At 71.2% G+C, this 20,063-nt stretch carries 16 protein-coding genes, 2 pseudogenes and 1 riboswitch; of the genes and pseudogenes, 9 read left to right on the top strand and 9 right to left on the bottom strand.

The window, feature by feature from the left end; genetic code table 11:
* Positions 1-5: 5 nt before the first annotated feature.
* The 3 genes and pseudogenes from BUS84_RS04630 to BUS84_RS41140 all read left to right on the top strand — a co-directional run bounded on the left by BUS84_RS04630 (position 6) and on the right by BUS84_RS41140 (position 3,107).
* Positions 6-1,820, top strand: coding sequence for a glycoside hydrolase family 15 protein (locus tag BUS84_RS04630; protein WP_074309025.1), 1,815 nt, complete (start codon positions 6-8; stop codon positions 1,818-1,820).
* A gap of 85 nt (positions 1,821-1,905) precedes the next feature.
* Positions 1,906-2,724: pseudogene (locus BUS84_RS40870) on the top strand (erythromycin esterase family protein); the annotation flags it as partial.
* Between the two features lie 98 nt (positions 2,725-2,822).
* Positions 2,823-3,107, top strand: a complete 285-nt coding sequence (locus BUS84_RS41140) for a TraB/GumN family protein (RefSeq protein ID WP_244298537.1) — start codon at positions 2,823-2,825, stop codon at positions 3,105-3,107.
* Here BUS84_RS41140 and BUS84_RS04620 read toward each other — a convergent pair.
* Positions 3,104-4,552 (bottom strand): RNA-guided endonuclease InsQ/TnpB family protein, encoded by a 1,449-nt coding sequence (locus tag BUS84_RS04620; RefSeq protein ID WP_084757200.1) that lies wholly within the window; start codon positions 4,550-4,552, stop codon positions 3,104-3,106. The two genes, BUS84_RS41140 and BUS84_RS04620, sit on opposite strands and share 4 nt — an antisense overlap.
* 223 nt (positions 4,553-4,775) lie before the next feature.
* Positions 4,776-4,896, top strand: a riboswitch (SAM riboswitch).
* Here BUS84_RS04620 and BUS84_RS04615 point away from each other — a divergent pair.
* Together BUS84_RS04615 and BUS84_RS04610 are read left to right on the top strand one after the other, a co-directional pair.
* A complete protein-coding gene (locus BUS84_RS04615) occupies positions 4,894-5,526 on the top strand; it encodes a hypothetical protein (protein ID WP_074312075.1) in 633 nt (210 codons plus the stop codon). Its footprint overlaps the riboswitch before it by 3 nt.
* A gap of 83 nt (positions 5,527-5,609) precedes the next feature.
* A complete protein-coding gene (locus BUS84_RS04610) occupies positions 5,610-6,188 on the top strand; it encodes a DUF2087 domain-containing protein (RefSeq protein WP_074309021.1) in 579 nt (192 codons plus the stop codon).
* Positions 6,189-6,290: 102 nt separating this feature from the next.
* On the opposite strand, the gene BUS84_RS04605 is transcribed toward BUS84_RS04610, so the two are convergent.
* Genes BUS84_RS04605 through BUS84_RS04590 form a run of 4 tightly spaced genes read right to left on the bottom strand, consistent with a single transcriptional unit; the run spans position 6,291 to position 9,770 of the window.
* Positions 6,291-6,914 carry a response regulator gene (locus tag BUS84_RS04605; protein WP_074309019.1) on the bottom strand — a complete coding sequence of 208 codons (624 nt, stop codon included), beginning with the start codon at positions 6,912-6,914 and terminating at the stop codon, positions 6,291-6,293.
* Positions 6,911-8,137, bottom strand: a complete 1,227-nt coding sequence (locus tag BUS84_RS04600) for a sensor histidine kinase (RefSeq protein ID WP_244298376.1) — start codon at positions 8,135-8,137, stop codon at positions 6,911-6,913. The genes BUS84_RS04605 and BUS84_RS04600 overlap by 4 nt, the downstream gene beginning before the upstream one ends.
* Positions 8,095-8,919 carry an ABC transporter permease gene (locus BUS84_RS04595; protein WP_143728231.1) on the bottom strand — a complete coding sequence of 275 codons (825 nt, stop codon included), beginning with the start codon at positions 8,917-8,919 and terminating at the stop codon, positions 8,095-8,097. The genes BUS84_RS04600 and BUS84_RS04595 overlap by 43 nt, the downstream gene beginning before the upstream one ends.
* Positions 8,916-9,770, bottom strand: a complete 855-nt coding sequence (locus BUS84_RS04590; RefSeq protein ID WP_074309014.1) for an ABC transporter ATP-binding protein — start codon at positions 9,768-9,770, stop codon at positions 8,916-8,918. Before BUS84_RS04590 ends, BUS84_RS04595 begins: the two co-directional genes overlap by 4 nt.
* Positions 9,771-10,080: 310 nt before the next feature.
* Here BUS84_RS04590 and BUS84_RS04585 point away from each other — a divergent pair, with 310 nt between their 5' ends.
* Complete coding sequence (locus BUS84_RS04585; RefSeq protein WP_074309012.1) at positions 10,081-10,557, top strand: hypothetical protein; 477 nt, start codon at positions 10,081-10,083, stop codon at positions 10,555-10,557.
* 21 nt (positions 10,558-10,578) lie between these two features.
* On the opposite strand, the gene BUS84_RS04580 is transcribed toward BUS84_RS04585, so the two are convergent.
* Positions 10,579-11,556, bottom strand: coding sequence for an SLAC1 family transporter (locus BUS84_RS04580; RefSeq protein WP_074309011.1), 978 nt, complete (start codon positions 11,554-11,556; stop codon positions 10,579-10,581).
* 117 nt (positions 11,557-11,673) lie between these two features.
* A complete protein-coding gene (locus tag BUS84_RS04575) occupies positions 11,674-11,979 on the bottom strand; it encodes a DUF302 domain-containing protein (protein ID WP_084757198.1) in 306 nt (101 codons plus the stop codon).
* A gap of 621 nt (positions 11,980-12,600) precedes the next feature.
* Here BUS84_RS04575 and BUS84_RS04570 point away from each other — a divergent pair.
* On the top strand, positions 12,601-15,087 hold the full coding sequence (locus tag BUS84_RS04570; RefSeq protein ID WP_143728230.1) for a M14 family metallopeptidase: 2,487 nt from the start codon (positions 12,601-12,603) through the stop codon (positions 15,085-15,087).
* Between the two features lie 314 nt (positions 15,088-15,401).
* Here the strand turns inward: BUS84_RS04570 and BUS84_RS04565 are convergent, their stop codons facing one another.
* Complete coding sequence (locus tag BUS84_RS04565) at positions 15,402-16,580, bottom strand: MalY/PatB family protein (RefSeq protein ID WP_074309008.1); 1,179 nt, start codon at positions 16,578-16,580, stop codon at positions 15,402-15,404.
* A 69-nt stretch (positions 16,581-16,649) separates the two neighbouring features.
* Between BUS84_RS04565 and BUS84_RS04560 the strand changes: the two are divergent.
* Together BUS84_RS04560 and BUS84_RS04555 are read left to right on the top strand one after the other, a co-directional pair.
* A pseudogene (locus BUS84_RS04560) lies at positions 16,650-16,852 on the top strand (cupin); the annotation flags it as partial.
* A gap of 79 nt (positions 16,853-16,931) precedes the next feature.
* On the top strand, positions 16,932-18,818 hold the full coding sequence (locus tag BUS84_RS04555; protein ID WP_143728229.1) for a hypothetical protein: 1,887 nt from the start codon (positions 16,932-16,934) through the stop codon (positions 18,816-18,818).
* A 177-nt stretch (positions 18,819-18,995) separates the two neighbouring features.
* On the opposite strand, the gene BUS84_RS04550 is transcribed toward BUS84_RS04555, so the two are convergent.
* Positions 18,996-20,018, bottom strand: a complete 1,023-nt coding sequence (locus BUS84_RS04550; protein ID WP_074309005.1) for a S66 peptidase family protein — start codon at positions 20,016-20,018, stop codon at positions 18,996-18,998.
* Between the last annotated feature and the right edge of the window lie 45 nt (positions 20,019-20,063).

Raw genomic sequence — 20,063 nt, 5'->3', positions numbered from 1 at the left:
CGCTCATGACTGGTGGGTACGACACGACGTGTCCCCGGCCCCCGGCGGCGATCAGCGACTATGGGCTGCTGGGTGACACACGCACCGCTGCCCTCGTCGCCGGTGACGGCGGGATCGACTGGCTCTGCGTGCCTCGCTTCGACGGCGATCCCCTTTTCGGCCGGCTGGTCGGGGGCCCCGACGCGGGAACGTTCCGGGTCGGCCCGGCCCGACCGGCCGCGGTCATCGAACGACGCTACCGGCAGCACACCGCCACCCTGGAGACGACCTGGGCGGTGGACAGCAGCCGGCTCACCCTCACCGAGGCCATGGTGGCCGAGGTCAGCGGCCGCCTGCTGCCCGCGACAATGATCATTCGGCGGCTGTCGACCGAGGACGCAGCGGTCGACGCCGTCGTCGAGTTCGACCCCCGCTTCGGCGTGAAGCACCGCCGGCCCCGAATCCACCACCGGCGCGAGGCCCTGGTGTGTCAGTGGAGGTCACTGGCGGTCTCTCTGGGCAGCGCACCCACGCTCACCATAGAACCAGGTCGGCCCACCTTGATCACGGTCAGGCCGGGCCGTCCGGTCACTCTCGTGTTGGCCGTGGCCCACCGCGAACCGCTGATCCATGTCGAACCGGAATCGGCCTGGGAACTGCTGACCGAGGACGAGGACCGCTGGCGGGCCTGGTCCGCCGAGATCGACGGGTCACTGCCCTTCCGGGAACACGTCGTACGAAGCCTGCTGACCATGCGGCTGCTGACCTACTCGCCCTCGCAAGCCCCGGTGGCCGCACCCACAACGTCGTTGCCCGAGGATCCCGGCGGGATACGGAACTGGGACTACCGCTATGTCTGGCCCCGCGACGCCAGCATCGGCGTCAGTGCCTTCCTCAGCGTCGGCAAAGCCGACGAGGCCCGCGGTTTCCTCGCGTGGCTGCTGCACGCCAGCCGGCTGGAGCGGCCGCGCCTGCCGGCGCTGCTCACCCTGCACGGCCGCCGGGTACCAGCAGAACGGGACGTGCCCGGCTGGCCCGGCTATCTCGGCAGCGTCCCGGTACGGATCGGCAACGGCGCCGCCGAGCAACACCAACTCGACGGTTACGGCTGGGTGATCGACGCCGCCTGGGCGTTCGCACAGACCGGGCACCCCCTCTACAGCGAGACGTGGCGGGCGGTACGCGGCTTCGCCGACGTGGTCGCCCGCTGCTGGCAGGAGCCCGACGCCGGCATCTGGGAGGTCCGCGAACCTGCCCAACACGTACATTCCAAGCTCATGGGCTGGCTCGCCCTGGACCGGGCCCTGCGTATCGCCGACAGTCACCCCCTGCCAGACCGTCAACGTCGACGCTGGCAGGAAGCACGAGACGCCATCGCCGCCGCGGTCCGGACATCCGGCTTCAACCCAACGGCGAGCAGCTACGTCCGCCGCTACGGCTCCGAGAACCTCGACGCGGCCCTGCTCGTCCTGCCGCTGCTGAACATGGACAGCGTCGATTCGCCCCGTGTGCGCGGCACCATCGACGCCATTCGCGACGGGCTCTCCGCCGGCGGCCCGCTGATCTACCGCTATCCGCCCGGACGTGACGGCTTCCCCGGCACCGAAGGCGCGTTCCTGCCCTGCTCATTCTGGCTCGTTCAAGCCCTCGCCCGCACCGGGCGCCGCAACGAGGCGATCGAGCTGTTCCAGACCATGCTCGACTACGCCAGCCCACTCGGCCTCTACGCCGAGGAGCTGGACCCCGCAACCGGAGCCCACCTCGGCAACTACCCCCAGACACTGACCCACGCCGCGCTGATCCAAGCCGCACTCGCCATTCGAGACGCCCCGACCAGCTAACTACCGGTTTGAGGGTTCCGCCCGCACTGCCCTGTCGAAATCGGCGAAAAGTTTGCACCGTCGGTTCAACGATACGGTTCAGGATATGACTGCTGCTTGTATCACAGACGCCGCCCACGTCGTCGACGCTCCTACCGTCATGAGCCTGCTCACGGCCCGGCCGCGGCTGCTCGCCCTGGGTGAGCCAACCCACGGCGAGGACGTTCTGCTCGAGCTACGCAACGACCTCTTCCGGCAACTCGTCGAGCAGGAGGGTTACCGGACGATCGCCATCGAGAGCGACTGCGTGATGGGCCTGGTCGTGGACGACTACGTCACCTCGGGCACGGGCACGCTCGACGAGGTCATGGAGCGCGGTTTCAGCCACGAGTGGGGCGCCTTCGCGGCCAACCGTGAGCTGGTGCGCTGGATGCGCGCGTACAACGACGACCGGCCCGCGTCAGAGCAACTGCGCTTCGCCGGTTTCGACGGCCCGCTGGAAATCGCCGGTGCCGCGAGCCCTCGACAGGCCCTCACCGCGCTCCACTCCTACCTCACCACCTGGGTCGACCCCGACCTGCTTCCCTGCACCGAGGAGACGCTCAACCGCCTGCTTGGCGCCGACGACCGGTGGACCAACCCCGCCGCCATGATGGACCCATCCCAATCGGTGGGGCAGACGCGCGACGCCGGACAGCTGCGGCTGCTCGCCGACGAGCTGATGGCGCTGCTCGACGCGCAGACGCCACACCTGATCGCGGCGTCCGCACGGGAGGACTGGCACCGGGCGCGCCTGTACGGGCGCACCTCCATCGGCCTGCTGCGCTACCACTTCGGGATGGCCGACACGTCACCCAGCCGCCTGGCGAGGCTGCTCGGCGTACGCGATTCGATGATGGCCGCCAACCTGCTCGCCATCGCCGAGCGGGGCCCTGCGCTGGTGAACGCCCACAACGGCCACCTCCAGCGGAACAAGAGCACGATGCGGATGGGCGATCTGCCGGTGGGTGGAGCGCCGGCGCGATCGTCAGCGCCCACCTGGGCCGGGGGTACGCCTTCCTCGCCACAGCCCTTGGCACGATCCGCCACCATGGCGTGGGCACGCCGCCTCCGGACACCATCGAGGGTCTGCTGTACGCGCTCCCGGAGGAGCGTCACATCGTCGACGCCCGCCGACTGGCCACTGCCCTCGCCAACGTGACGCCCGCTGCCCGGGTCTCCCCCTGGTTCGGTTACTCCCCGCTTGATCCGGCTCACCTGGCCAGCACCGACGGGATCGTCTTCGTCAAGGACGCTCGGCGGAGCTAGTGCGGTGTCCACGAACGTTCACCGGGTGTCCGGTGGTGGTTGTGGATCCTCGCCTTGTGGGCGAGCGACTCCCCTGCGGGTGGTGGGGCGGGCCTGCGCGGGCCAACTGATCCTCGCGCCGCCCGTGGGCGGCGGGGGTCACGTCGGGACCGGCCGGCACCAGGAAGGTGCCGTCCGGCTCGACGGTGCGTGAGCACCTCCGGCAGCACAACGGCTGTCGGGGTGGTGGGTCCGCCGCCCGGAATACGGGTGGCGATGATGGCAGCCGCGACCAGGTCACGGTGCCCGGAAAACCGGCAGTGCGGGCAGGACAGGATCCGCCCACGGGGTTTCGGTACCCGCCGCTGACAGGCAGGGCAGGTCAAAGACGTGCCACGTTCGTTCACCAAGCGCAGCGTGATGCCGGCCAGGGTGGCCTTGTCGGTGAGGACCTGCAAGAGCCGGCCGATCTGCCACTGCCGCAACCGCAGGTTGTGCCGCCGCCCCGCCTCGATGCCCAGCACCCCACGCGGATCCCCGACCCGCAGCTCACCGACACGCTGTTCTACCGCCCACGACACGACCGAACGGGCGGCTTCGTGCTGAGCCTGACGGACCCTGCGCCGATGCCGGCCCTGCACCATACGGGCGCGGCGCCGGTACTTGCGCCACCGCCGCGAACCCCGCTGACCCGGCTTCGGCGCCCGGCGGGCGACCGCCCGGCGGCGGGCTTTCGTGTCAGCCAGGTGCATGCGGTGCTCCGCGCGGATCGCCCGCCCCGACACCAGCAACCCCGCACCGTCCGGGCCGGCCACCGCATACGGGTGGATGATCCCCAGGTCCACCCCAGCGATCCGACCCGGGTCCGGTCCAGCGCCGGCCGGATAACTCACGATCGGAATCTCGGCACTCACGTCCAAGAACAGCCGACCACCCTCACACAGCAGCGTGATCGAGCGGACCTGCTCGAGCGGATACGGCACCTCCCGCGCCAACCTCACCCACAACGGCGACGCGCCCTTGCCCATCGGAATCCGAACCCGACGCCCCTGCAGGGCGAACGTGCCGTGATACCAACGCACCGGCACCAACCCCCGCCGCCGACGCGGGAACCCCGCCGACACGTCACCGTCCTTACGCCGCTTCGCTGCCGCGAACCACGCCTCGGAGAACCGGCGCAACACCGACCGGGCCCCCGCCGAGTCCAACTCGGCGAACGTGCCCGGCCCCGAGGCCGCCAACTCCCGACACAACTCCTGATAGCCGGACAACGGCGCGTCCCGACGGCGACGCCGCCACGCGTTCACCTCCAACACACACGCCCAAACATCACCAGCCGAACGCAACAACCCGAAACACCGCCGCTGCTGCCCGGGCGTCACCCGCAACGCCACCCGCGCGGTGCGATGCACCACCCGAGGCGCGGCAGGATCCCGACGACGAGGCACAACCACACCCAACACCATCGGTACGACAAAACCCCCGGCCGCCAACCCAGCAAACGTTAGTGGACACCGCACTAGCCTCCCCAGCGTCCGGCAACGCCCGGTGTCACCGGAACACCCCGCCGACACCGGGCTGCACGCCGAGCGACGCCTCGGCGTCTCGTTCGTGCAGGTACACGTCGAGCTGGCCAAGCGGCGGGAGGGCCGTGCGGTCGCGGCATCGCTGATCTCTATGCTTCGTAGGCGTCACGAGTGGTCAGCGTCAAGCCTCCCGGCTTGCTGACTCGGCAACCGCGCCACCCGCGCACGGTGCCCCCGGGAGAAGACCAGGCCGACCGCGAACTGCGGTACGGCAAGAGTGGGTGCCTCGGGCACCGGAAGGCGAGTTCACCGTGCCGTTCGAAGATCTGGACCTGGCCGCTTTCGCGGTCTGCCTGACCTGCGGGCACCTCCGCGATGGCGCCCCGCGTGAGCAGCGGTGCCGCTGCCAGCCGCGTACGCCGGAGTGGGAGAAGCAGTGGCGGGGGCAGGACATCCCCAGTGACCTCGACCTGTGTGTGTTGTGCGTCCGGGACACCGTCACCACCCGAACCCGGTGGTCGTGGCTGGGCTGCGAAACCTGCCGGCACGTCTCGCAGGTCGTCGGCGAATGGTACGGCCACCGCGCCGCACTGCCGCTGGGCCGGCACTCGATCATGAACGGCGACGTGGTCCCGTCGCAGACGGCCACGGCCACCGAGGTCGCCGCCTCGCTGATGGCTGCCGGACGGCGTTTCGACGCGCTGCGCGACTGGCAGCGGGTGGAGTTCGACCGGCTCGCCGAGCCACTACGCGCCGTCGGGCCAAGCGTGCCGCTGACCGAGTGGCAGCGGCGGTGGCCGCCCTCGCTCGGAGCGAGCGTCGACGCTTTCGACCGCTACGGCATCATGCCCGTATCCGACGACCTCGACCGCCTCCGGCAGGCCCAGACCCGCTTCCTGTCCACCGCTTGTTGATTGCTGGACGTCCCTGACGGGTTCGTCCCCGGCGGCGGTGGCAGCGGGTCGCGCCGGTATCGCTCTCAGCTTATGATCCTGCCGTGGAAGCGGCCGATCTGATCAGAGTTATCGCGGATCCGCAGCGTTTTCGGGTGCTGGCGGCGGTGGGCCTGGGGGCCGCCGATCGGGATCAGGTCGGCGCGATGTCCGGTGTGGACGCTCGCGGTGTCGTCGCGGCGACCGCCCGGCTCGAGTCCGCCGGGTTGATCACTGGCGGGCCGGATGGTTTCCGGGTCGACTTCCCGGGCCTGCGTGATCTGGTACGCCGGGAAGCCGTCGACGGGCGCGACGAGTCCGCCGCCCTGGAGAGCGCCCTCGACCCGTTCGTGCGCGACAGCCGGTTGCGGAGTCTTCCGTCCAAGCGCATTCGCCGGCATGCGGTGCTGGCGCACATCGTGCGGACCTCCTTCGACGAGAAGTCGTCCTATGACGAGAAGGCGGTCAACTCGGTCCTCGAACGGTGGTGCGAGGGCAGCGGGGTGGACCACGTGGCGTTGCGGCGCTACCTGATCGACCACCAGCTGATGTTCCGGGTCCGCGGCGTCTATGCGCGGAACACCGAGGTCCTTCCGGCGCCGGGTGAGGCAGAGCGATACATGGATGCGGTCGGGCTCGGCTGACCCGCTCAGCGACGCCTCTGGGTTCCTCCATCGGCATGCGGACGGCGCCGACGTGGCCGAACTTGCCGGGGTGCCGTTCGACCTGAGCGGGTGACCGCTGAGTCAGAATGGCAGCAGGCCCGCGGCCATCGCGGTGGTCACCGCCGCGGTCCGGTCGGTGACGCCGAGCTTCGCGAACGCGCGCAGCAGGTGGGTCTTCACGGTGGCCTCGGTGATGTGCAGTCGCAGCCCGATCTCGCCGTTGGACAGACCCTGCGCGACCAGCCGCAGCACGTCGACCTCCCGCGGTGACAGGGTGACCGGCCGGGGATGGCGGAGTTGGCGGAGCACCCGGCCGGCCACCGACGGTGCCAGCACGGTCTCGCCGCGGGCGGCGCCGCGGACAGCGTCCACGAGTTCGGCCCGGGACACGTCCTTGAGCAGGTACCCGGCCGCTCCGGCCTCGACCGCGCGCAGGATGTCCCCGTCGGTCTCGTACGTGGTGAGCACGACCACCCGGGTGCCGGGGGCCACGGCCAGCACATCGGCGGTCGCCGCGGCGCCGTCCACCCCGGGCATCCGTAGGTCCATGAGCACGACGTCGGGGCGTACCGCCCGGACGGCGGTGACCGCCTCGGCGGCCGAAGCGGACTCGCCGACCACCGCGATGTCCGGTTCGCCGGCGAGCATGCCGCGCACCCCGGCCCGCACCACCGGGTGGTCGTCCACCAGCAGCACCGCGATCATCGGATCGGTACCTCCGCCCGTACCGTGGTGCCGGCTCCGGGGCTGGACGCCACCCGCAGCGTACCGGCGACCTGCTCGACCCGGTTCCGCATGCCGGCCAGACCGTACCCGTCGCCGGCCGGCGGGGTGGTGAAGCCGCGGCCGTCGTCGCGGACCTCCAGCACGACGACGTCGTCCCGCCGTTCAAGGCGTACCTCGACCCGGCCGGCGGCGGCGTGCTTGCGCGCGTTGGCCAACGCCTCCTGGGTGACCCGCAGCAGGACCACCTCGACCGGGGTGGGCAGCGGGCACGGCGTTGCGGGGATGGCCAGGGTGACCGGCACGCCCGTCTCGGCGGTGAGCCGGTCCGCCACCCGCCGCACCGCCTCGACCAGTGGCGACCCGGCCAGCTCCGCCGGGGTCAGCGCGGCGACAAGGGCCCTCGCCTCGGCCAGGTTGGCCCGAGCGGTGGTCACGGCGAGGGCCAGGTGGCGGCGGACCTGCCCGGCATCGCGGTCCAACTCCGCGTCGGCGGCCTGAATCAGCATGACGACACTGGACAGTCCCTGGGCGATGGTGTCGTGGATCTCGCCGGCCAGCCGTTGCCGTTCGGCGTCGACGCCGGCCTGCCGGGACAACCGGACCACCTCGTCACGGGAGGCGGCCAGCTCGTCGACCAGCGCGGCCCGCCGGTCGGCGTCGACGAACAGGTGCTGCACCCAGCCTCCGGTCACCGACACCACGACGGCGATCATCACGGCCGCCAGCAGCGACCCCCGGGCGTCCGGGCCGCCGCCGGACCGCAGCCAGTCCAGCACCACCTGGACGGCGGTGAACACCACCACCGCGCCGACCGCGGGCGTCGTCGGCAGCAGCATGAACGCCTGCGGCAGGAGCACGAACAGGGCGAACGACGCGGACGACGCCAGCGCCACCGCCGCCACGTAGAGCGCGAGAGCGACCCCCAAATAGAGGTACGCCCGCCAGCCTCCGACCCCGTACCGCATGAGCGCCCGGCCGAAGGCGGCGTACCAGATGCTGATCGCGGCCAGCAGTGCGACGGACCCGATGCGGTACGGCGCGGCCGGTGGGGCGCTGGTGGCCACGGCGACCCCGACGGCGACGGTCAGCACCGCGAAGTAGGCGTCCCAGAGCGGGAACCGGGCGACCCACGCCTCCGAGGGCGGCGGGTCGCCCGCGCTCACCGCTCCCGCCGGCCGCGCCAGCGGAAGGTGGTCAGACACAGCAACACACCTCCGATGCACCAGGCCGCGAGGATGAGCGCGGTCCGCCCGTGCTCCCAATCGCGTACGACCTCCGCACCGAGAATCGTGTCCGGCAGCAGCGCCGAACGGAAGCCCTGGGCCATCCATTTCAGCGGGAAGACCGAACCCAGCACCAGCAGCGGCTGCGGCAGGGCGCTGACCGGGGTGAAGAAGATGCCGGAGACGAAGGCCAGCACCAGGTACGGCAGTTGGGTCACCGCGCCCGCGCTGCGGGCCGAGCGGATCAGGCTGCTCACCGCGATGCCGAGCAGCGAGCAGGCGGTGACGCCGAGCAGGAGCACCCAGCCGAAGGTGAGCCAGCGCGCCGGGTCGGTGGGCAGCCGCAGGTCGAACAGGATCATCCCGACGGCGAGCAGCAGCACGATCTCGGCCGTGACCACGACCATCGTCTGCACGGTCTTGCCCAGGAAGTACGCGATCGGGGGCATCGGTGCGCCACGGAGCCGCTTGAGGGTGCCGTCTTCCCGGTCGCTGGCGATGCCGGTGCCGAGGTTGACGAAGGTGACGGCCGCTATCCCCGCCGCGATCATGCTGGGCGCCAGGTACTGGGCGGAGGTGACGTCGCTGCCGTCGTAGACGCCGGAGATGAGCGAGCCGAGCAGTGCCAGGGTGACCACCGGCAGGGCGAAGGTGAAGACCACCGCGTCCCACTCACGGAAGAAGGCCTTCAACTCGACGACGCCGCGGTGCAGGCCGAGCATCAGCGCGGACGGGTGGGTGGTGCCGCTGGTCATCGTCATGGCCGGCTTCCGATCAGGTCGAGGTAGGCGTCTTCCAGACTGGGTCGGGTGACGGTGAGCCCGGGGATCGGGCCGCCGAACCGCCGGGTCAGCTCGGCGATCACCGTCGCCGGGTCGTCGGTCCGCCGCTCACCCCCGGACCACCGCACGGTGACCTGGTGGCCGGCCCGTTCGGCCAGGGCGGTCGGCGGACCGTCGGCGACCACCCGTCCGCCGGCCAGCACCACCACCCGGTCGGCGAGGGCCTCCGCCTCGTCCAGGTAGTGGGTGGTCAGCAGGATCGTGGTGCCGGCTCCGGCCAGGGTCCGGATCAGCTCCCAGAACGCGCGCCGGGCGGCCGGGTCGAAGCCGGTGGTCGGCTCGTCGAGGAACACCAGGCGCGGGTCGCCGACCAGGCCGACCGCCACGTCCAGCCGGCGCCGCTGGCCGCCGGAGAGCTTCCGGATCCGGGTCCGGGTCCGGTCGGTCAGTCCGACCACCTCAATCACCTCGGCCGGGTCGCGGGGTGCGGGGTAGTAGCGGGCGAAGTGCCGGACCGTCTCGCCCACGGTCAACTCGCCGAGGTCAGTGGCCTCCTGGAGCACGATGCCGATGCCGGACCGCCAGTCCCGGGCGGCCCGGCCGAACCGGCCGACCCGCGCCGGGTCCACCCCGAGCACGGTCACCTCGCCGCCGTCCCGGCTCCGGTGCCCCTCCAGGATCTCCACGGTGCTGGTCTTGCCCGCGCCATTGGGACCGAGCAGGGCGACCACCTCGCCGTACGCGATGTCCAGGTCGATCCCGGCCAGCGCGGTGCGCCGGCCGTACCGCTTGTGCAGTCCGCGTGTGCGGACCGCGGGGGATTCCGTCATGTCCCGATGCTCCGCCCGCCGACCCCGGTCGCGGGACGACCGGCCGGTCGAGGACCGGTGTCCATCGGTCGACGGACACCGCGCTCGCAGCGTGACCGCCGCCGGGGTGTTCGTAGCCGTTACGTCCTGGGGCCGATCCGTGCTGAACGTCAACGAGATGAACCGCAGACTGTTTGCCCGGCCGCAGCCACTCTCCACGTACGGAACGGCCTGTCCGGCAGAAATGACGTGGCACGGGATGGGTATGCCGGACACCCGCGGCCAGAGGTCGGCGGGACGCGGGCGACAACGGACAAACCGAGGTGATCTCATGGCAAGGAACTGGCTGGCCAGCCTGACGGACGGGATCGTGGCCGGGGCCGCCGGTACCCTCGCCCGCGAACTGTTCAGCAATCTCGACGTGGGCGTCCGGGCTCGCCCGATGAGCGACACGCACGAGCGTGCCGTGCAGCGGATGGTGGATCTGGCCCACGTTAACCTGGGGCCGGCAGACCGGGCGGCGAACCGACGTGCCGGGTTCGGGCCCGTGCTCGGGATCGTCAACGGGGTGTTGGCCGTGTCGCTCTTCGCGGCGCTCACCGGGCGGCGGCGGCCACCGCTGCCGGTGGCGGCGGTGGTGATCGGGATCGGCGGCATGCTGGTGGCCGACGGGTCGATGACCGCGCTCGGGGTGACGGACCCGCGCCGCTGGGGCGCCGAGGGCTGGCTGGAGGACGCCGTACCGTACGTCGCGTATGGCCTGGTCGCTGCCGCGACGCTGGAGCGGCTGGACCGGGGCCGCTGCTGACCCGGGCCGGCGCACCGGTGTTCAGCGGTCCGGTCGAGCGGGTGCCGGAGCCGTTGGCAGCAGTTGCCCGCGGGCCGCGGCGACAACCGTCCGGACCGCGATGCCGCCGATCAGCACGGTGATCGCGGCCAGCACCAGGTACGCGTAGACCCGGTGCCCGGATGGCCGGGTGCCGGCGATCCAGTGCAACGTGGTCGTCGCCACCGCCGCGAACGGGAACGTGAACGCCCAGAACGTGGGGACGAACGACAGGCCCAGGTACGCGGGGAGGAGCCGGACCTGCGCGAGGACCATCAACAGCCCGTACCCGGAGACCAGCGAGACGACAAAGTCGATCCGCTCCCCGTTGAGAGCAAACAGCGCCACGCAGGCCAGCGCAGCGGGCGCCGCCTCGATGGCCAGCGTCGGAATCAGCGCTGACGGCAGTGGTGGCCGGAACAGCAGCCGGTTGAGCGTCAGCGAGCCGATGACGAGCCAGCAGACGAGCCCGAGCCCCAGCATGAGTAGCGAGAGCAGGCGTTGCCCGACGACGGCGGCACTGGCGGAGGCGACGAGTCCGCCGGCCACGGTTGGCAGGAGGTAGCCGGGATGCATGCGGTCGAGGTCGAGCGGGCCGTAGATCCATTGGCCGGTTATCCAGCCACCGAACAGCACGGTGAGGACGAGGAACACGTCGACGACGATCCGGGCGGCGCCGAGGTGGCGCGGCGTGAGGCCCTGCGCGGCGAGCAGCATCGGCGTGATCACCGCGAGCGAGGCGAATGGGGCGAGCACCGGGTCGAGCAGGTCAGCGACGAGCGCGCGGCGGACCGCCAGGGTGTAGGCGACGTAGCCCGCCGTGGTGGCCAGCCAGACCACCGCCGCGAGCACGAGCAGGGCGTCCCCGACCCAGGTCGGCGCGTTGCCGTCACCCGCCGCGACGAGCCAACTGCCCGCCAGGGCGGCCAGCCCGAACGGGATGCCGAAAAGGTTGGGCGAGACACGGACGGCGGCGGCCATCGGGACCTCTCCTGCTCGGGCCTTGGGTTCGCGCTGCCGACGGTCACCGCCGGACCGGGACGGGCGGTGCCGGGGTGGCCCCGTGCGGGCTGTGTAGGCAGCCGGCTCGGGCGGTGCTCAGCGGCCGTCGACCGCGGAGGCGATCTTGGCCGGGGCGTTCAGGGGTGCTAGCTGATCCTCGCCCAGTCCGTACCGCTCGGCGAGGTACGCGGGGTCCTGCCAGGTGATCAGCGAGCCGGGCTGGCCGTCGTCCCGCACCATGAGTCGCATTGGCAGGTCGATGGCGATCTCGGGACGGGCCTGCATGAGCGGAGTGCCCGCCTGCGGGTTCCCAAAGATGATCACCTGTGTGTCGGGCATACTCAGCCCGGCCTTGCGAGCGGCCGCCGCATGATCGACCACCGCCGCCACCGCGGCGCCCACGCGTTCCGCCTCAGCCCGCAGCGCAGAGATTGTCTCTCCGACATCGTGGGCGCTCCGCCTGGTCACCAATCCGTCGTTCACGGCCGTCCCCCGCTCACCGTGTCGCTGGGCGAATCCATCTCATCTTGCTCGCAACCGAGGCCGATCCGGGGAGGTTTGTCGTAAAACGGCCGCCGGTACGGCCTCGGCGGCCCAGTCCGGCAGTTGGCCGGTGGCGTTGAACGCCGCAGCGGTGGTTCGTGGGTCGTCGGTCGCACCATCGGGAACCGGCGCCGCAGACGCAGCGGCGACCGCGGCCTTCGCCGCGTAACCGGTCGCGGTCGGCCCGACCGTGCCGAGTCCGCACAGGACCGGGTCGACCGCCAGCAGCCGAGGTTGAACGACCAACTCAAGCAATGCTCAAGATCCGGCTCACACGAGTCGTCGATGTGAAGAATTCACATACACTCACCGCGCTCAGCTCGCTAAACAGCCCGCGCGCTCCTTCTTACGATGGCGACCGTCGTCGTACCCAGGCTCACCGTGGGTGAGCTCAGCATGGCTGTCCCCAATGGATTGGCTCGGTCCGCACGTCGGCCGGCCACGGCATCAACCACAGGCCGCAAACAGAAGGAGGGAAGCATGCAACGCAGACGATTGCGCATCGCGCTTCTCGCGCTGCCCGCCCTGGTGGCGAGCGTCCTCATCGTGCCCGCGCCCACGCCCGTAGGCGCGGATCCCGCGGAGTCCACCGCCACGGCGGGTTCGGGACGATCCCACCTCGAGGACCGGGAGTTGGTACGCCCCGTACGCATCCAGCTGACCGGTGCCGACATGCTGGACAAGGTGGTCGCCGCCGGCTTCGACCTCGAGCACGGCCTCCGGCGCGTGCCCAGCGGCATCGAAGGCGAGGCGGTGGTGACCGCCGAGCAGATCGCCGAACTCGAGGCGATGGGCGTCGAAATCCTCGGCGATGACGAAGGCTTCGCCTGGAGCGAAGAGGCCGACGGCGGCATCCAAGCCTCCCGTACGCAGGCTGCCCAGCCGCTCAGCCACGAGGAGACGGTACGGATCGTCCGCGCTGACTGGTTCACCACCAAGGGCCAGGGTTTCCTCTACGTCGAGGCGCGGACCACCGAAGGGCAGCAGACGGACCCGATCGTCACGATGCAGCTCGAAAACGACTCGGGCCCGGGCACCTCGTTCGGCTTCGCCCGGACGATGAGCCGGTTCGTCGACTCCGGGCAGTACATGTTCCACCGGAACCTCTTCAAGCTCGACGCGCGCCCGAACCAGATCCGGGTCACGAGCTCCACCAGCGGCGTTGCCACCGGCGACGTCTCCGACTGGCTTGAGAACGCTCCGCCGCCGCTGACGGAGAATCTGGGCTACAAGTCGGACTTCGTCGACGGCTACCGGAACCCGCAGCAGCTCTACAGCCGCGCCAAGGAGATCGCCCGGCAGTACCCGGACATCGCCGAGATCGTCTACCTGCCGAACCAGACGAATGGCTACCAGCGCAAGGCGCAGGCCACGATCGGCGGTACCGGGCAGTCCGCGGTCGTCGTCAGCTCGGCGGCGTGGGGCCACGAGGGCGGCAACGACATCACCGTCGAGTTCGTGAACCGGCCGGGGGCGAACCTCCCGCTCAGCGTCGAGGTGGCGGGCAAGGCGGTCCGCGTCCTCCTCGCGAAGGACGCCTCCGCCGGGGTCGCGAGTACGGCCACCGAGGTGGCGGCGGCGCTGGAGTCCCAGTCCCAGGGCCTCATCGACCGGTCGCACCCGTACCGCACCAACGCGGGCACCGGCATCGTCGCGCCGACGTCCGGCCCGGTCGCGCTGACCGACTTCCTCGACCAGAAGCGCGTCGGCGCGCCGGAGGGCGAGGTGCCGCGTGGCCCGGTCACGATCCCCGTGCTGCGGATCGGTAAGCACCGCGACGGCAGGAACCCCGGTGTCCTGATCCAGGCGCAGGACCACGCCCGCGAGTGGGTGCCCGCGACAACCTCGCTGGAGTCGGCCGAGCGGCTGGTGCACAACTACACGTCCGACAGGGAGACAAAGAAGATCGTCGAGAGCACCGACATCTTCTTCATTCTGTCCAACAACCCGGACGGGGCGAACTACAGCTTCTACAACTTCGCCTCGCAGCGCCGGAACATGACGAACCACTGCCCGGACGAGAACGCCGATCCGGCCCGGCGTAACTCCTGGGGCGTCGACCTGAACCGGAACTACCGGGTCGGGTCGGGTCACGACGGCTACGCGGGTGCGTCGACCAGCTGCGTCAGCGACACCTACCAGGGACCGGAAGAGCTGTCCGAGCCTGAGTCGGAGAACATCATCTGGCTGGTCGAGAAGTACTCGAACATCAAGTTCATGATGTCGGTGCACTCCAACGGCGGCCAGCTGTTCTGGCAGCCCGGTGCCTACATCGCGGACGGGCGGATCACCACTCCGCGCCCGCCGCTGGGTGACGAGGCGTTCTACTGGCAGTCGGCCGGCAGGATCCTGTCGCAGGTCAAGGCGCACAGGGAGACCGTCGTCACGCCGGAGAACGTCGGCGGCTCGTCGGACGTCCTCTACTCCTCCGCCGGCAACGTGCGCGAGGACCTGTACCACACCTATGGGATCTACGCCTTCGGTTGGGAGGTCGGCGGCTCGGTCTACAATCCGGCCACCGGCAACTGGCAGGGCGGCTCGTTCCAGCCGGTGTGGGAGGGCGATCCCAACCTCGTCAGCGGCCACGCCGAGACGATGGAGTACGCCAACGGGATCATGGAGATGTTCCGGGTCGCGGCGGACTGGGGCAAGGACAAGAAGGACCCGACGTCCAAGCTCGTTCCCGGCGGCGGGAAATACTCCGAGCCCGTCGACGTGCGCTTCGAGACGAGCGAGCCGGCCACCATCTACTACACGACCGACGGCAGCCGGCCCACCCTCCAGTCGCCGCGCTACGAAGCGACCGAATTCCGGGAGCCGGGCGAGGTGTTCCACGTGACCGAGACGACGACGTACCACTGGTTCTCGGTCGATGCTGCGGGCAACATCGAACAGAACTACGACCCGACGAAGAACGACAAGCGCAACAACTACCGCAAGGCGACGATCACGATCGGCAAGAAGTAAGCGCCCATCTGGTCCGGGCGGGATCGCGGTCAGTTATGTGAACCCGGTTGGATCAGATTGGACCGCCGGTACAGGTTCTCCTCGGAGAAGCTGTACCGGCGGTCCTCATTTGGGTGTCACCGTCGGCGTCGCCAGTTGGCGCGGAAGATATTGGCGCCCGGCTTCACCGCCGAGCTGCGGATCCCACCGCGCCGCGCTCCCCCACCATCGGACCTCCCGTCGCCGCTCGCCCGCGGCCGGCGCCTCCTCCGCCTCGCCGTCGCCGCCCGCCGCCGCGGGACTGCAGCACCATGAAGCGCGGCCGAAGTGGCTTCTCAGGCGACGGCGGTGGCCATCCGGCGTACCGCCTCGGTGATCAGCTCCGGTGCGGTGGCCAGATTCAGCCGGACGTGCCCGCCGCCGCCGGTGCCGAAGGCCGAACCGGAGTTGAGCGCCACCCGGCCACGGTCGAGGAACACGGTGGCGGGGTCGTCGCCGAGGCCCAGGGCGCGGCAGTCGAGCCAGGCGAGATAGGTGGCCTGACCGGGGTGGTAACGGATGGCCGGCAGCTGCTCGGCCAGCAGCGCGGCGAGGAGCCGGCGGTTGTCGTCCAGGCCGGTCAACAAGGCGTCGAGCCACTCACCGCCGTCGCGGAAGGCGGCGGTGTGGGCGATCACGCCGAGGTGGCCGGTGCTGACGCTGACCTCGAACGGAACGCGGGCGAGGTCTCCGGCCGCGGCCGGGCCGGCGATGAGGAGCGCACCGCGCAGGCCGGCCAGGTTCCACCCCTTGGAGGCGGACATCAGCGACAGGCCGTTCTCCGCGCCGGGCACCGAGAGGTACGGCACGAACCGCGCTCCCCCAACCACCACCGGAGCGTGGATCTCGTCGGCGACCACCCGCACCCCGTGCCGCTCGGCCAGAGTGGCGACGGCGGCCAATTCGTCGGCGGTGTGCAGGACGCCGGTCGGGTTGTGCGGGCTGCACAGCAGGTACGCCGCCGGCCGTCCACCGGCCCGAGCCTGCCGGAACGCGTCCTCCAGTGTGCCGAAGTCGATCCGCAGGTCCTCGCCGAGCGGCGCCTCCACGATCCGGCGGCCGGCGTGCGCCACGAACTCGTAGAACGGCGGGTAGACCGGGCAGTTGACGACCACCGCGTCCCCCGGCTCGGTGACCAGGCGCAGCGCCTCGACGATGCCGTGCATCACGTCGGGCACCAGCGCGGTGCGCTCCACGGCCAGCCCGTCCCAACCCCACCGACGCCGGGCGAACTCCGCCAGCGCCTGCGGGTACGCGGTGCCGGCGGTGTAGCCGGTGTCGCCGCGCGCGACGGCGTCGGTGATCGCCCGCGCGACCGGCTCGGCCAGCGGCACGTCCATCTCCGCCACCCAGAGCGGCAGCACGTCGTCGGGGTACTCCCGCCACTTGAGGCTCGTCCGTTGCCGGAGCTGGTCGATCGTGAGCTGGCGAAGGGGATTCAGCGCGTTTCGGGTACCACTGAGAACACCACTCATGGCTGAAGCCTATTCCGCTCCGTCCCGGACCCACGCCGACCGGGAGCGCATCGATCACCAGTGGATCGCCAGCGGCAGCCGCTGCGCTGGCACGACCACCCGCACCTGGTGGCGATCCAGGGAGCGAAGAGCGTGGTGCAGACCGTGGACAGCACCCGCATCGAGGCCGACGAACCGACCGGCGGCGGCGCCTACCGCGGCCCGGGCACGGTCCACATGCTCGCCAATGTGGGCGCAGCACCACGTACGTCGCGCGCCTGGTCGAACTGAAGTATCCGCTGGCATGGCGGTCGAACGTGGAATCCGGCATTTCGGCGAAAGTCGGTGCGATAGGTGCGTAACGTGCCGGACATGGTCTCTCGCACCTGGCGTAATCTGTTGCTCACAGCGCTCGGGATGGGCGTGCTCGCCGGTGCCGGTCAGCTCGGCATCGCGTTCAGCTTCGGCATCGTCCAGCTCACCGACGCCTCCACCGGCGCCACGGTCAACCAGTGGCCCGCTCAGCTCGTCTGGGTGGGCTGGTTCGCGGCACACGCCGCCGTAGCCGGCACCGTCGTCGCCGCACGCCTGGCCCGCCGGTACGGAGTGCTGGACAGCACGGGCAGATTGGTGGCCATCGCCGCCGCCGCCGCGCTGGGCGCCACCACCGTGGCCCCACTCTGCGTCCGGCCGGCCCAGGCCGCCGAGCGCTTCTCTGTGGACCCGATCTGGGCCGTCGGCATCTGCGCGACCGCCGGCGCGCTGGTCGGCGCGGGTGCCGCGATCGCCGCACTGGTGAAGCCGCCACTGGGCTGGAACATGGCGGCGGTGGGCGGCGTGGTCTGGCTGGTGGCGCTCGTCTCGGTCGTCCCGTCGCTCGCGACCGCCGGGCCGTTGCCCGCCGTACGGCTCGGTGTGCTGGAGCCGGCCGGGCTCGACGCCGACGCGGCACACCGGCAGGCGATCCTGATTCTGCCGGCGGTGGCCCTGCTCATCGGCGCGGCGACCGGTGGGCTGGCCCGCTGGCGCGGGCATCCGCCGCTGGTCAACGGCGCGACCGGCACGGCCGGCACGGTGCTGGTCGCGTTCGTCTACCTGACCGCCGGTCCCGGCGACGCAGTCGACCGGTACCAGATCACGCCGTACTACGGCGCGCTGCTCGCTGTCGCCGCCGGTGTGCTCGGTTCGGCCGCTGTCGCGTTGTTCCGTTGGCCGCTCCTGCCGCGCACCGCCGAAGCGCGGGTCGTCGAGCCGACCGACATCGTCCGTCCGCTGTCCGCCGGCCCCGCCGTGCCGCAGGCCATGGCGCCGCCCGCTGGTGGTACGACCGACGAGCCGCAGCCCGTCGACCTGTCCGGTGCGGTGCCGGTCGCCGGCGCGACCGCAGCGAAGCTCCCGACCGCAGCCGAACCGCTGGGCTTCGGTGCGCCGGCTGGCGACCGGGACGCCAACGCCGTACCGGCCGACTCCACGACGCGGACCGCCGCACCGGCCGTCACCGCCGCACCCGCCGACCTCGCCACACCGGCCGACCTCGACGACACCCCGGAGACATCGGAACCGGCCCCCGCGATGGCGGCCCACCTTCCCGCGGGACCCGGCGGGGACGGCTCCGGGACGGCCGAGGCGGAGGCCGACAACACCGAACCCGACGGGACGCCGCGCGACGGGGCGCTCGTCGCCCCGGGGACGCGCCGGATGTACCAGCCGCCGAAGACCGACCGGGCGCGGGTTCAGGCGACCCGGCCGGTCGTTCCGGCGCGGCGGGTGCCACCCTCGACCGAGCCCGCTCCGGGCGCCGGAGCGACCCACTCGGCCGACACGCAAGAGCGGCCCGAACCGGCGGTCCCACCTCGGCACCGGCCGCCCCTGCCCAACCTGAACCGGGCCGAGAACTGGGACGCCCTGGCGACTGCCCAGCGCGCTGGGCCCCTGCCCACGACCGCCCCCGCGCCGGCCGGCCCCGCCGGGGCCGATCCGGTCGCCGCGGTCCCCGCACCGGCCGCCCCGGCATCCGTCGTCGAGGCGGGACGGGCCAGCGGGCGGGCCAGCGGCCGGCTGGGCCTGTTCCGGCGCAACAAGTCCCGGGCCGACGGGGACGGCGCGGGCACCCCGGCGGACGGCGAACCGCTGCCGAGGCAGGACGCGGAGTTCGTCGACTGGGTGACCCGGCTGGGCAGGCCGGTGGCGGCCAACGAGCCGGATCAGGAGAGCGGTCGCCCGTCACTCCACTCCACCGGCCGCCAGCACAGCGACTGACCTCCACTGTCAGGCCCGCCGCCGCACCAACAACGAGTTCGCCGGGACGGCCGCTGTCCCGCTGTCGTCGGTCCGCCAACCGCGGGAGCAGCTGGGCGAACGGCGGCCCAACTGCTACTCGAGGAGGCCGAGGCCGGTGAGGGACACGGCACCGGCAATGGGCAGGATCCGCGTTGCTCAGCCGGCCGGTCCCGTTGTCGCGTGCGGCTGTACCGCCGGTTCGAGCAGCGACAACGTCCGCTGCTGCGCATCGAGGCCGACGCGGATGCCGACCGGCATCGGCAGATTCGGGCCGGCGTGTCCGAACTCGACGTTGCCCAGGACCGGGATATCACGGTCGCCGAGGACGTCGAGGACTATCTCGGGCAGGGTCGGGGACGCGTCAGGCCCCCCGAGCCCGTCGATCGCGTACGGGACGCCCACGACCATGCCGGAGATCCGATCGAGGATGCCGCAGTGCCGCAGCACCTGCAGATAGCTCCACACGTACGACGCTTGGCCGCCCATTTCCTCCCAGAACAGCACCGCACCGTCGAACCACTCGAGCGGCAGCGCGTAAGGCGTCGCCTGCGCCAGCACAATGCGATTGATCACCCCGCCGATGAGCCGGCCTTCGGCACGACCGGCACGCCAGCACTCCCACGACGGGGTGGCAGGCAGCGCACCGATCGCCTCCGTACCGGTCAGCAACGTCGAGTAGAGCTTTTCAAGCTCCGCTCGGCGCGCGGCGGGCGCAGCCTGCCACGCCCCGCCGAGTCCGGGCGTGGCCAGGTCGGCATGGAACCCGACCAGACCCGTGCGCGCATAGAGCACCAGATGCAGCAGCGAGATGTCGCTGTAGCCGAGGATCGGTTTGGGGTCGGCAGCGATCGCCTCAACGTCGATCAGGTCGAGGTAGCCGAGCGCCGTCTGGCCGCCGTCATGCGCGATGATGGCGCGCACCTCAGGATCACGCAGAAGAGCATTGAACTCCCTGGCGATCTCCGCCGGCCGAGCCGCGCTCCACCAATGGTGCCGCCCTGCTTCGAGTAGCGGTGCCCGACGCACGCGGAATCCCATCCGCTCGAGCGCGGCCACCGCCTGCTCGAGGTCGGGCTCGTAGGCGGCGTGGAGCGGCCCGGACAGCGATGCGATAACGACGAGATCCCCGGGCCTCAGGGCACGAGGTCGAAGCAGTTGAGGCGATGCAGAACCGGTCACCGACGCAGTGTCCCGACACGCGCAACAGAGCTCTACACATTTGCC

The sequence above is a fragment of the Micromonospora cremea genome (genome assembly GCF_900143515.1).
Lineage (GTDB): Bacteria > Actinomycetota > Actinomycetes > Mycobacteriales > Micromonosporaceae > Micromonospora > Micromonospora cremea.
This window is presented reverse-complemented; position numbering and strand designations above follow the sequence as displayed.

Excerpts from the sequence above, each read along its gene's own strand:
- BUS84_RS04630 (WP_074309025.1), top strand. The coding sequence starts at position 6 with ATGACTGGTGGGTACGACACGACGTGTCCCCGGCCCCCGGCGGCGATC.
- BUS84_RS04620 (WP_084757200.1), bottom strand. The coding sequence starts at position 4,552 with ATGGTGTTGGGTGTGGTTGTGCCTCGTCGTCGGGATCCTGCCGCGCCT.
- BUS84_RS04605 (WP_074309019.1), bottom strand. The coding sequence starts at position 6,914 with ATGATCGCGGTGCTGCTGGTGGACGACCACCCGGTGGTGCGGGCCGGG.
- BUS84_RS04595 (WP_143728231.1), bottom strand. The coding sequence starts at position 8,919 with ATGACGATGACCAGCGGCACCACCCACCCGTCCGCGCTGATGCTCGGC.
- BUS84_RS04590 (WP_074309014.1), bottom strand. The coding sequence starts at position 9,770 with ATGACGGAATCCCCCGCGGTCCGCACACGCGGACTGCACAAGCGGTAC.
- BUS84_RS04585 (WP_074309012.1), top strand. The coding sequence starts at position 10,081 with ATGGCAAGGAACTGGCTGGCCAGCCTGACGGACGGGATCGTGGCCGGG.
- BUS84_RS04580 (WP_074309011.1), bottom strand. The coding sequence starts at position 11,556 with ATGGCCGCCGCCGTCCGTGTCTCGCCCAACCTTTTCGGCATCCCGTTC.
- BUS84_RS04570 (WP_143728230.1), top strand. The coding sequence starts at position 12,601 with ATGCAACGCAGACGATTGCGCATCGCGCTTCTCGCGCTGCCCGCCCTG.
- BUS84_RS04565 (WP_074309008.1), bottom strand. The coding sequence starts at position 16,580 with ATGAGTGGTGTTCTCAGTGGTACCCGAAACGCGCTGAATCCCCTTCGC.
- BUS84_RS04555 (WP_143728229.1), top strand. The coding sequence starts at position 16,932 with ATGGTCTCTCGCACCTGGCGTAATCTGTTGCTCACAGCGCTCGGGATG.